Here is a 12,229-nt window from a genome sequence, read left to right as displayed (position 1 = left end):
GTGATCTGGGTTACAGCCGCCGTCCGAGGTGAACCGGCGAGGGGTGTGCGGCGTGGTCCAACTGACCGGAGTCGCGACTGGGAGGACCACTCATGGCCGACAGCCTGAAAATCGAATACAACGTCCTCAACGACGCCAAACGGGACCTGGAGAACCTGGCCGGCGACATCGGTCCGCTCCTCGACAACAGCACCTTCTCCCGGCTGGGCCAGACGGACTACGACGGATACACCTCCAGCGAGGCCCTGACGGTCCTGGGCGACCAGACCCTGGCCGACGCACTCTCGGGTTTCTACTCCAACGCCAGCAGCACCATGTCCCACGCGGACAAGGGCCTCAAGGAGCTGGCGGGCGCCTTCGGTTCGGTGGGCGAGGCGTTCCTGTCGTTCGACTCCGAACTCGCCCAGGGCATGGGCATCACGGGCAGCAACCTGGGCCTGCAGAACTACTTCCGGGACAAGGACCTGTGGGACTACAAGCAGTCCCACCTGGACCAGTGCGTGCCCGGCCCGGACGGCAAGATGCCGGACTTCTGCTCCGCCACCGACCCCGGCGACCCGCCGCTGGACCAGACGATCACCACCGAGCGGGGCAGCGTCCACACGCACCTCACGCTCGACGACCAGCGCCATGTGATCAAGGAGGAGTCCACCGTCACCTACGACGGCAAGACGTACACCTCGGTCACCAACTACTCCAGCGACGGCAACCACTACACCACGGACACCTCGTACCCGGACGGCAGCACCGTGCACTCGGAGACCAACCTCAACTCCGACGGCAGCGGCACGATGGTGACCACCGGCAGCGACGGCGACCGTACCGAGTACACCCGCGGCCCCAAGGACGCCGACGGCAACCAGCCGGACTGGCAGCAGGTGGGCGGCAACACCGATGACGACGGCGGCGGGGACGACGACTACAACTCCACGCCCGCCGCCTGGTGACCACCCGACAACCGCATCGAGACCGACAGGAACGGACAGGAACCCCATGGCCAGCTACAACGGCATCAACCTCGACTACCACAAGATCGAGGAGGTCGTGAGCCTGCTGCACGACGCCCACGAGAACCTGCTGCCGGTGCTCAGCAACCTGCGCAACCGGGTCAACACCCTCGTCGACGACGGCATGGTCTTCCAGCAGTCCAGCGAGGTCATCCGCACGACCTACAACAACTTCGACACCAGCCTGCTGGCCGCCGTGAAGGGCATCAACGACTTCTCCGAGATGTTCAACGGCATCAAGGAGAACGCGATCCAGTTCGACCAGGGCATCAGCAGCAGCCTGCAGAACAACTCGTAACGCCGACAGGCGAGAAGGGGCCCTCCCGGACTTCCCGGGAGGGCCCCTTCTCGTGCGGTGCGGCGGGGGTCAGGCCCGCAGCGGGGTGAGCGGCACCTGGAGGGCGAGCAGGGCCCCGCCCGGTCCGGCCGTCCACGCCCGGCCCGGGTGCGTCGTCGCCCGGACCACGCTCGGCATCAGACGAACGCCGACCAGGTCGCCCTCGGTGAGGTTCTTCGGCGCGAGCAGCAGACCGCGCCGCGCCCGGCGGGCCGCGAGCGTCCAGCCGCTCATCCCGCTCTGGAACCCCTCCGCCGAAGCCGCGTAGACCAGTCCCAGGCCCTGGTCGCGGCCCGAGACCGCGATCTCCTTGAGGAGCTTGTCCGCCGCCGAGCTGGTGAGCAGATCGGCGTCGTCGATCATCACCACCTTCGGCCCCGGCAGCGCGTCCAGCGCCGCCCGCACGGTGTCCGCCGACGGGTCGTTCTCGGTGAGCACGGTGGCCGTGGCGTGCCGTTCCAGGGCGCGCAGCGGCGACTCGCGCGGGGTGAGGACGACCAGCGAGGTACCGCCGGCCAGCAGCGACACCGCGATCGAGGCGAGGGTGTTGCTGCGGCCGGACCCGGCCGGGCCGAACACCCCGAAGGCCGAGGCGGAGCCCGCCAGGTCCGTGCCGACCGGGCCGCCCTCGTCGCCGCCGACACCGAGCAGCCCCCACATCGGCCGCCGGTCGGTCCGCGCGACCTTCTCGTAGGCCTCGGCGAACTCCACCGAGCGCGGCAGCACCGCCACCTGGAACGGCCGACGTGCGTCGGGCACCTGAGCGTCCCGCTTGCGGGCCGTCTCGCCGATCGTGCGCAGCGCCTCCGCCTGCTCGGTGCCGCCGCCGGCCGCCAGCAGCGCCACCTGGGTCTCGGTGCCGCTGAGGACGTGCCAGCCCCGGCCCGGCGGGATGTCGGCGGGGATCTTGTTGGGCATCATGCCGACCGCCTGGTAGTCACTGCGGTCGCCCTGCCGCAGCAGCAGCTTGTGGTCGTTGTGCGCGGCCATCCGCCCGCCGAGCAGGGAGCGTTCGGAGGTCGCGATGACATGGATGCCCGCGGCGGCCCCCTCACGGATGAGCCGGGTCACCTCCTGCACGAGCTGGCCGTGGTCGTGCTCGTCGATGATGACCGACAGCGAGTCCCAGCCGTCGATGAACAGCAGGATGTGCGCGGGCCGTTCGGCCTTCGGCAGCAGCTTGCGCAGTTCGGCGATGCCGGTCGCGCTGTGCGTCTGCGCCAGGTCCTGGCGCTCGGTGAGCTCCCGGTTCAGGCGGTGCAGCATCCGGCCCAGCCGCTCCAGGTCGTGCCGGGAGACCACGCCACCGCAGTGCGGCAGCGCGCCGAGCGCGGTGAGTCCGCCGCCGCCCGCGTCGATGCCGTAGATGTGCACGTCGGCGGTGCTCGCCGCCCGCGCCGCCGACCCGGCGATGGTCCGCAGCACCTGGGTGCGGCCGGAGCGGGGTGCCCCGATGACGTACAGGTGGCCGAAGGTGGCCAGGTTGGCCACGGCCACCCGGCGCTGCTGGAGCTGCGGCACGTCCTCCAGGGCGTACGGGATCACCAGGCGGCCCTCGCGGGTGGCGCCGAGCTCGTCCAGGTCGTCCAGGACCAGCTCGCGCTGGAGCGGCGGCAGCCAGGGGCTGGGCTGCGGGGTGAAGTCGTCGAGCAGGTCGGCCGCGGTGCGGATCTCCTCGACGAGCGCCTGGAGGTCGGTCGGGGCCGGGCCCTGAGCGGGCGCGGCCGTCACCGTCCTCGCCTCGGCGGGCAGTTCGGCGGGGCGGCCGAGCGCGTCCCAGCCCACGTCCACCGCGCGCACCGGCTTGCGGGGACCGGCCTCCGGCTCGGCCGCGGCCGCCGCCGGGGTCTGACGGGGCCGCTCCGCGCCCACCCAGGCCGTCTGGAACGGGTCCGCCTGCTTCGGCCCGCGCCGGACCAGGGCCCGCCCGGGGGTGCCGGAGGAGATGTCGACGGCGTCCTTGACGTCGATGATGTCCTGGCTCTCGGTCATGTCGGTGACCCGCAGCGCGATGCGCAGGTTGGTGTTGGCACGGATGTCACCGGTGACCACGCCGGCCGGACGCTGCGTGGCCAGGATCAGGTGGATGCCGAGCGAGCGGCCGCGCTGCGCGATGCTGATCAGCCCGGGGACGAAGTCGGGGACTTCGCGGACCAGGGTGGCGAACTCGTCGATGACCAGCAGCAGCCGGGGCAGCGGGGCCAGGGAGGGATCGGCGGCCCGCTTGGCCCGGTACTCGGGGTGGTCCTTGGCGTCGGCGGCGGCCAGCACCTGTTCCCGGCGCCGCAGTTCGGCACCGAGCGACTCCAGGGCCCGCTCCACGAGGTGGGCGTCGAGGTCGGTGACCATGCCCAGGGTGTGCGGCAGGTTGGCGCACTCCTTGAACGCGCTGCCGCCCTTGTAGTCGACCAGCACGAAGGTGAGTTCGTCGGGCCGGTTGGCGGCGGCCAGCGAGGCCACGAACGTCTGCAGCAGCTCCGACTTGCCGGAACCCGTCGTACCCGCGACCAGGCCGTGCGGTCCGTCCTGCACCAGGTCCAGCGAGAGCGGCCCGTCGAAGCCGGTACCGATGAGGAAGGACGTGGAGGCCGGATCGGTCTGCCAGCGCTCCAACAGGGCCTGCGCGTTGGGCGGCTCCTGCTCCAGCAGGTCGAGCAGACGCACCCGCTGGGGCAGTCCGGCGTCGTGCTCGGGGCTGACGTCGCGGATCGGGGCCAGCGCGCGGGCCAGCTGCTCGCACCACTCGGGGGAGACCCGGTCGGCGCGCACCGCGGGCAGGTCGGGCGCACCGGGACGTCGCACGGTCAGCCGCCCGTCGGCGGCGAGCACGACACCCGTGCTCTCCTCGGGCAGCAGCCGCTCCTGTTCGTCCAGACAGACGCTGAAGATCCGCACCCGCGGGCCGTCGGTCAGCACCTGCACCATGCCGGGCACGTCGCGCAGCCGCCGTGCCCCGTCCGCGATCACCAGCACGTCGGGGTCGGTGAAGACCACGTCACGCTCGCTGCCGGCCTGCCGGCGGCGCGACTGCACCTGGGAGACGAGTTCGCTGATCCGTGCGGCGGTGGACTCGGGGTCGTTGCCGATCAGCACCACCGGACCGCCCGCCGTACCCGGCCGCAGATGCGGCAGCCAGCGCGTCCACGCCCAGTCCGCCACCCGGTCGGGCTCGGTCAGGACGACGATCCTCAGGTCACGCGGACTGTGCAGCACACCGGCCTGCGCCACCAGCCAGCGGGCCAGCGGCTGCACCTCGGCGGCCGCACCCGCGACGCCCACCACACCGTGCGCGGCGATGTCGACGCCGATCGGCGTGTCGGGGATGTTCCAGCGGATCGAGCGGTGGTTCTCGTCCCGCGCCGGGTCCTCCAGTTCCCGCACCGACGGCTGGTCCACCGTGCCCAGGCGCAGCACCAGGTGGTCGGGGTCGCGGCGGCGCCGCTCCCAGAGCCGGCCGCCGGGACCGGTCGCGATCAGCGCGACCGCCGCCGGGTCCGGGCCGGTCTTGTCCCGCACCCGCCGCTCGCCCACCACCGCGTCCCGGACCTGCTCCTCCAGGACGTCACGGCGCCGTTCGTAGGCCGCCTCCGACTCCAGGAACTGCTTGCGGGCCGCACGGCGCCCGGTCGCCCAGTTCGACAGCATCATCATCGGGCTGAGGAACAGGAACACCAGGAAGTAGTACGACTTGAAGATGCTGACCATGAACAGACCGAGGACGATCGGGGAGATCATCATCACGGTCGGGAACGGCCGCTTCTGCGGCGGTGACGGCGGCTGCGGCAGCCGGATCCGCTCGGCGTCCAGGTGCGGGGCGATCCGCGGCGGCCGGTTGTAGTCCACGCCGTAGCCGTCGGCGGACGGCGTGACGGCCGCGTCCGCCTCGACCGGCGCGCTCATCCGCAGCAGCACCGGACCCACCGTCAGGTCCTCACCGACCGGCCAGGGCACCGGGCCGGGCCCCGCCGGGCGTTCGCGCGGCGGCTGCGGGCGGGGCCGGCGCAGCTGGGTGATCGCGTCGTCGGGCGGCGGCGAGGCCAGCCGGGCCCGCACGGCGGCCTCGGGATCGTCGTCGATGCGCAGCCAGGCCGCGGTGCCGTCCGCGCCGACGGTCACCCACAGCCCGTGCTCGGGCACCCCGTCGGCGGCGTCCAGCCGCAGGGCGCACAGCGGGTCGGCGCCGATCTCGTGACTGCCCGGACCGAGCCGCCAGGTGCGGCCCGCCCCCGGCCCGGAGACGAGGTGCACCTCGGCGAGGACCCCGTCCCGGTCGCCGTCGTCCTGGAACCGGACCAGGTCGGCCGGGCGGGCCGGGCCGCCGAGCCCGACCAGCCCGCCGTCGCGGATCCCGCTGCCGGAGACCGGCGTGCCGGGATCGAGCCGGTGGTCGCCGGCGTAGAGGTTCCGGGCCCGCGGTGTGCCGGCCGCCGCCCAGTCCGCGCCGCCGGTGGCGGCGGCCTCGTCCTGGGGCAGGGCGGCGGCGAGGTCGCCGACGGTGGCGTTCGAGGGCAGCCGGACCTGGTGGTCGCGGCGCTGTCCGTCCGTGGCGTCCACGGTGGTGATGGTGAGGTTCACGGCTCCCAGCCGGGCGTTCGTTCGTACGGGATCGGGGGACGGGTACGGCGGTTACGGCGTCAGCGTGCCGGTGGCGAGGTCGCGGAGACCCCGGCCGCTTCCGAGGTGCTCGGTTCCGCGAAGTCGTCGTCGCTCTCGACGGCCGCGGCCGGAGCGGGCACCGGCGTGGCGGCGGGCTCGGGTGCGGGTGCGGTGGCCGGCCGGGTCGCGGAGACGCCGGTCGGCCCGGCGGCGGGGGCCGCGCCGGCATCGAGGTCCGGCTCGTCAGGCAGCAGGCCGGGGTCGGCCGCGGGCACGGTGTCCGCCGAACCCGCGGCCTCGTCGTGCGGGAGGTCCGGGCACGGCGGCAGTGCGGCCAGCGTCCGGGCGACGGCCCGAGACAGCGGCAGGGCGTCGACCCGGGCGGCGAAGGGCGCGCCGTGCACCGTGAGCACCGCGTCCGGGGCGATCTCCAGCAGCCGGGTCCGGCCCCGGGCCACACCCAGGCTCAGCAGCCGGACACCGGACGGCAGCGGCCGCTCCAACGGGTCGGCGCAGACCGCGACCTCGATGCCGGGCTGCCCGACGGCCGCCGTGGCCGGCGCCCCCGGGTGCCGCGGATGCACGCCGGCGGCGATGGCGACCCGGCCCTCCGGCAGCCGGGCGTCCAGCTGCGCGGCCAGTGCCTGGAGTACGGCACGGGCCGAACGGGCGGCGCGCGGCGGGCCGTACACGGACAACGCGGGCGGCCCGGAACGCACGTCGAGCAGCACGGCGTGCCCCATGTCGTGGCCCACGCACACCAGCAGTGGTGCCGCCGAGTCCGCGGCGTCGTCCGTGAGATCGGCACGGTCTATCCACCACAGCCGGGGGTCGCTCTCGTCGGCCGCCCAGGGTTCCGGCGGCTCGCGCAGCGCGTCGCCGTCCGCCGCGACCAGCACGGCCATCCACTCCGGGCCTGCCAGCACGCCGTAGGGCCGGACCCCGGGGCGGACGCCCGCGGCCAGCGCCGTGGCGCGTTCGGCGTCGGTCCACACGGCCGGGTCGCGCAACAGCCGGACCAGCAGGCGCAGACCGCGCCGGTAGCGCAGCTCCGTGCGGACCGGACCCGTGAACGCCTTCGCGGTCAGGCCGATCTCCCGTCCGAGCCGCCGCCACAGGGCCTTCCAGCCGCCGCCGCGCCGGACCAGCCAGTGGGTGACGGCGAGAACCAGGACCAGGACGCCGACGAGGCCGAGCAGGGTGGTGATCGTGTCGGAGGTCATCGCGTCGTCTCTCCCCGGAGATGCTCGGTCCCGTTCTGGCGGAGGCCGTGGGATTCGAGGGTGGCGCGCAGCGCGCGGATGCCGTGATGGGTACGGGACTTGACCGTGCCCGGGGGCAGCCCGAGCTGGCGGGCCACGTCCTCGCCCGGCTGGCCCAGCAGATGGACGCGGGCGACGGCCTCGCGGTGCGCGGGAGCGAGGGTGCGCAGCGCGGAGACCAGTACCCGGCGGTCACCGACCTGTTCGGAGTGGTCGGGCACCGGCGCGGGGGCGGCGCTGCCGAAGTCCGCCGCCGTGATGCCCACCGGGACGGCCCGGTCCCGGCGCCGGCCGTCGACCACGAGGTTGCGGGCCACCCGGAACAGCCACATCCGGATGGGCCGGTCCCGCCAGTCCAGCCGGCCGGCCGACTGCCAGGCCCGCAACAGGGTCTCCTGGACGACGTCCTCCGCGCCGTGGGGGTCGCGCCCCATCATGCCGGTCACGAAGCGGCGCAGGCTGTCGCGCTCCGCGAGAAGGAGGCCGAGCGTCCGGTCCGCGCCGTCGGCGCGGTCATGGTCGATGAGGCTCACGGCCTCCGCCTTCCGGTGTCGGTGATGCTGTGGTGCTGTCGTGCGGTGTTGCTCTGTGTCACTGTGGGTCGTGTCAGGCACGAACGCTAGCGCGAATAACGCCAGTTCCCGAAGCCGCCCTCGTCCCGGACTTCAACAGATTCGTCACAGGCAACTCCGCATAGGTGGACGGAAGGTGACGTTCGGAAAGATCTTCGAGGGCGGGTGGGCGGATCGGTGCCGAGCCTTGGTTACTGTTCCTGTGCCCCGCGTGTTCCGGGCGTTCCGGGACCTTCACCAGACCTACGGGAGACGACGTGCCGCCCCTTCGCAGACCCCGGCCCTCGGCGGAACGGCCAGGCGCACCGACGGGACGTTTCAGTGACACCTTCGCCCGCCGCCCCGCCGTGCCCCGGCGCGGGCTCGTACCGGGCGTGCGGGTGTGGGCGACCGTCGGCGCGGCGGCCGGACTGACCGTCGTCGCCGCCCTGGCCGTACCGCTGCTCGGCCGGGTAGACCTCTTCCCCGACCCGGACACCACGCCGGCCGCCGCGGTGGCGGCGGGGGATCCGACGACGCTTTCCGCCACCACGGATTCGCCGTCCCCGTCGCCGTCCTCGTCCCCCTCGCACACCGCCGCGCACAAGCCCGCGAAGACCACCTCCGGCGGTTCCGGGTCGGCCGGCGGCACGGGGACGGGCTCGGCCGGGCAGCAGTCCGGCGGCGGTTCCGTCAGCTCCGGTTCGAGCTCGAACTCGGGCTCCACGTCGTCCGGTTCGAAGAGCGGCGGCTCCAAGTCGTCCTCGTCCGGGAAGTCCTCGTCAGGCAGTTCCTCCTCGGGCGGCAGTGGTACGAAGACCACCACCGTCCCGGGCGTCGCGCTCATCGGCACCGGGTCCGGCCGGTGCATCGACGTCACCAACGGGGGCGGGGACGGCACCCGGCTGGAGATCCTGGACTGCTCGGGCGCCGCCAAGCAGAAGTGGGTCTTCCAGTCGGACGGCACCGTCCGCTCGCTCGGCCTGTGCATGGACCTGGCCTGGGCCAACACCGCGGACGGCACCGCGATCCAGGTCGCCAAGTGCAGCGGCAACCGCGCCCAGCTCTTCTACCTCAGCGCGCAGGGCGACCTGGTCAGCGCCCTGGCCGACAAGTGCGTAGACGCCACCGACAACGGCACGGCCAACGGGACCAAGCTCCAGCTGTGGACCTGCGCCGGCACCCCCAACCAGAAGTGGCGCAAGGGCTGAGCGCGGCCGTTCACCTGGTCCAGTAGCGGAGGTTGCGGAAACGGGCCTCCGCACGGCCGGAACCGTGGTTGTAGACGCCGTTCTTGAAGTAGCGCGTGGCCGGGCCCCGGTCGTCGACGGTCAGGACGAGGGAGTCGTCCAGGTACACCTTGACGGTTCCGGTGCCCGTGCTCGCCTGGTGGGCGATCTTGACGTTGAACCAGGTGCCGTAGGCGCCGGTCTTGAGCACCGTGCCGTCGTACCACCGCACGGTGCCCCCGCCCGTGTCGTAGACGTCGAGCATGATGTCCGTCGCCGGGGTGCCCGAGGGATGGACGCTCCGCAGGATCTGCACGAAGGTCGCGCCGTCGGTGCCGGACGGCAGGTAGACGTCGGCGTCCCACATGTGGCCGCCCGTGCTGTAGTCGACCTTCCAGCGCATCTCGGTGCGCGGATCGGTGCCGCTGCCCTCCTGGAACGGCTCGTCGGTGGCGTACACCCACATCCGCTCGACGCCCCCACTGGAGCTGTGCCGGTCGCTCAGGTCGAGGTTCCAGGGCTTCTGCCAGCTGTAGGTGAACGAGGTCTGCGTCCACCCGTCGGTCGGGGCGACGGCCGCAGCGGCGGCCGCGTCGGTCAAGGGGAGGACGAACAGCGCTCCTGCGCCGGCCCGTAAGAGGGATCTCCGGTTCATCGACTGTCCTTTCCGGTGGGGGAGTGGCGAGCGATAGCGCGAACGCAGGCAACTCCAATACATCGGAGGAGTCAAGGACTTGGGTCAAGGTTATTGATGTGAACGTGAAGCTCAAGCCCGTATGCAGGCCCAAGGGGCCAAGATCGGCGCAGTGTTCGGGCTGTTGACAGGTGCACGCATGGTCCTTAGGTTCGCCGATACACCCGATGTATCGATGATCCGTCAGGTATGGAGGACGATGATGACCTCGCACCCGGAGAAACGTTCACCGTTGCCCCGCAGAGCCGTACTCGGCACCGCCATCGGCGGCGCGGCGGCCGTGACCCTGCCGGGCACCGCCCACGCGGTGTCGACGGAACCGGCCGTCGCGACCGCCCCCGGGGGGCCGGAGAAGGCCGCCACAGGCGCCAGACGCCCCTGGAAACTCCGCGACACCATGACCACCGACGGCGCCTGGGACCGGTTCCTGCACGGCCAGGACCTGCTGTGGAGCAGGCTGCCGACCGTCTGGTACGAGGGACCGTTCCTCGGTGACGGCCTGCTCGGCAGCATGATCTACCAGGAACCGGGCGCCAACCAGATCCGCTTCACCGTCCAGCACGGCCGCGTCCAGGACCACCGCCCGGAGTTCGGCAGCGGCTGGGGCACCGCCCGCCTGCCCGTCGGGCACCTCACCCTCGAACCGGTCGGTACCATCACCGCCGTCGACTGGCGCCTCAGCCTGTGGAACGCCGAACTCACCGGCACCGTGACCACCACCGCCGGCACCCTCACCCTCGCCGCGCTCATCCACGACGAGGTCCTCGCCGTCCGCGCCACGGCCGCCGGCGGGGAACGGGTCACCTGGACCTTCCACCCCGAGGAGGCCATCAGCCCGCGCAAGATCCAGGAGGCGCCGCCGGCCGGCTACACGGCCAACCCGCCCTGGACCACGAGGACCACGGCCGACGGCACCGAACAGGTCCTCCAACCTCTCACCGGTGGCGGCCAGACGGCGACCTCCTACCGCCGTACCGGCGACGACCTGCTGGTGAGTGTCGGCCACAGCTTCCCGTCGGACAGCGCGGCCGAGGCGGACTCCCGGCGGCACCTGCGCAGCGCTGTGTCGTACAGCACGCTCAGGCGACGGCACACCCGCTGGTGGCACGCCTTCTACCGGAAGAGCTTCGTGTCGTTCCCCGACCAGCGGTTGCAGAGCTTCCACTGGATCCAGCTCTACAAGGTCGCCTCCGCCAGCCGCGCCGACGGCCCGGTCATGGCCACCTCCGGGCCCTGGCTGGAACCCACCCCCTGGCCGGCGGTCTGGTGGAATCTCAACGTCCAGCTCGAATACTGGCTCATCCACGCCTTCAACCACCCGGAACTGGACTCCCTCGCCACCACCCTGCGCCAGAACCAGGAACAGCTCACCGCCAACGTGCCCGCCGCCTACCGCACGGACAGCTCCGGCATCGGCCGCAGCTCCGACATGTTCGCCAACCGCGAGGTGGGACGACCGGGAACCGGAGCCGAGACCGGTGACCTCACCTGGGCGCTGCACAACGTCTGGCTGTCGTACCGCCACTCCATGGACAAGTCCCTTCTGCGCGACACGATCTACCCGCTGCTGCGCCGCACGATCAACTACTACTGGCACTTCCTCACCCCGGGCAGCGACGGCAAGCTGCACCTGCCGAGCACGCTCTCGCCCGAGTACCCGGTCGTCCCGCCGCAGGACACCAACTACGACCTGGCCCTGATCCGCTGGGGCTGCCAGACCCTCCTCGACTCCGCCGAACTGCTGGGCATCGACGACGAGTTGAAGCCCCGCTGGCAGGAGGTGCTGGCCCGGCTCACCCCGTACCCGGTCGACGGCAACGGCTTCATGATCGGCGCCGACACCCCGTACGACCAGTCCCACCGCCACTACTCGCACCTGCTGATGGTGTACCCGCTGTACCTGGTCAACTGGGACCAGCCCGAGAACCGCGACCTGATCACGAAGTCGGTCGTCCGCTGGCACGCGCTGACCGGCGCCCACCGCGGCTACAGCTACACCGGGGCCGCCTCCATGTACGCGATGACGGGCGACGGCGACACCGCCATCGGCTACCTGCGCAAGTTCTTCGACCCCACGACCCGCTACCCCTGCCGGGCCAACACCCACTACACCGAGGCCGGTCCGGTCATCGAGACCCCGCTGTCCGCCTCGCAGTCCCTGCACGACATGTTCTGCCAGAGCTGGGGCGGCATCATCCGCGTCTTCCCGGCCGTCCCGACCGCCTGGGCGGACCTCACCCTGCACGACTTCCGCACCCAGGGCGCCTTCCTGGTCAGCGCGGTGCGCAAGGCGGGCACCACCAGGTTCATCCGGATCCGCAGCCTGGCCGGCGAGCCCCTCAGGCTCCGGCACGGCCTGACCGGCCCCCTCACCGTCCTGCTCGACGACGGCACCCCGGCCCGCAGCCACGACCTCGGCGACGGCACCCTCGCCATCGACCTGCCCCGCGGCCGCGAGGTCCTGGTGCACTCCGGCTCCCGCCCCGACCTCGTCATCGCCCCCGTCGCCGTCAGCGAACCGGGCGCGGCGTGGGGACTGCCGTAACCACCGAC

At 72.4% G+C, this 12,229-nt stretch carries 8 protein-coding genes; 4 read left to right on the top strand and 4 right to left on the bottom strand.

Translation table 11 applies throughout. The features are described 5' to 3' along the window. Positions 1–92 precede the first annotated feature (92 nt). Together OHB00_RS03445 and OHB00_RS03440 are read left to right on the top strand one after the other, a co-directional pair. Entirely contained in the window at positions 93–947 is an 855-nt protein-coding gene (locus OHB00_RS03445) for a hypothetical protein (protein ID WP_406431064.1), read from the top strand. A gap of 46 nt (positions 948–993) precedes the next feature. Next, complete coding sequence (locus OHB00_RS03440; RefSeq protein WP_046730425.1) at positions 994–1,305, top strand: hypothetical protein; 312 nt, start codon at positions 994–996, stop codon at positions 1,303–1,305. Positions 1,306–1,374: 69 nt separating this feature from the next. Here OHB00_RS03440 and OHB00_RS03435 read toward each other — a convergent pair whose 3' ends face one another. From OHB00_RS03435 to OHB00_RS03425, 3 genes are read right to left on the bottom strand one after another with little or no spacing between them, the layout of a single operon-like run. Next, the gene (locus OHB00_RS03435; RefSeq protein WP_406431062.1) at positions 1,375–5,919 is read right to left on the bottom strand and encodes an FtsK/SpoIIIE domain-containing protein; all 4,545 of its coding nucleotides are present in this window, start codon (positions 5,917–5,919) and stop codon (positions 1,375–1,377) included. Positions 5,920–5,978: 59 nt separating this feature from the next. Further along, entirely contained in the window at positions 5,979–7,163 is a 1,185-nt protein-coding gene (locus tag OHB00_RS03430) for a hypothetical protein (protein WP_406431061.1), read from the bottom strand. Continuing rightward, a complete protein-coding gene (locus OHB00_RS03425; RefSeq protein ID WP_406431059.1) occupies positions 7,160–7,735 on the bottom strand; it encodes a sigma-70 family RNA polymerase sigma factor in 576 nt (191 codons plus the stop codon). The genes OHB00_RS03430 and OHB00_RS03425 overlap by 4 nt, the downstream gene beginning before the upstream one ends. 386 nt (positions 7,736–8,121) lie before the next feature. Between OHB00_RS03425 and OHB00_RS03420 the strand changes: the two genes are divergently transcribed. After that, positions 8,122–8,964, top strand: coding sequence for a ricin-type beta-trefoil lectin domain protein (locus OHB00_RS03420; protein ID WP_406431057.1), 843 nt, complete (start codon positions 8,122–8,124; stop codon positions 8,962–8,964). A gap of 10 nt (positions 8,965–8,974) precedes the next feature. Here the strand turns inward: OHB00_RS03420 and OHB00_RS03415 are convergent, their stop codons facing one another. Then, on the bottom strand, positions 8,975–9,637 hold the full coding sequence (locus tag OHB00_RS03415) for a polysaccharide lyase family 7 protein (protein ID WP_406431055.1): 663 nt from the start codon (positions 9,635–9,637) through the stop codon (positions 8,975–8,977). A 241-nt stretch (positions 9,638–9,878) separates the two neighbouring features. On the opposite strand from OHB00_RS03415, the gene OHB00_RS03410 reads away from it, so the two are divergent. Further along, positions 9,879–12,221: a glycosyl hydrolase family 95 catalytic domain-containing protein gene (locus OHB00_RS03410; protein WP_406431053.1), complete on the top strand. Its 2,343-nt coding sequence runs from the start codon at positions 9,879–9,881 to the stop codon at positions 12,219–12,221. The last annotated feature ends 8 nt before the right edge of the window (positions 12,222–12,229 follow it).

The organism is Streptomyces sp. NBC_00631 (genome assembly GCF_045206895.1).
Lineage (GTDB): Bacteria > Actinomycetota > Actinomycetes > Streptomycetales > Streptomycetaceae > Streptomyces.
The sequence above is the reverse complement of the archived record's forward strand: the minus strand, read 5'-3'. Positions and strand labels throughout refer to the sequence as shown.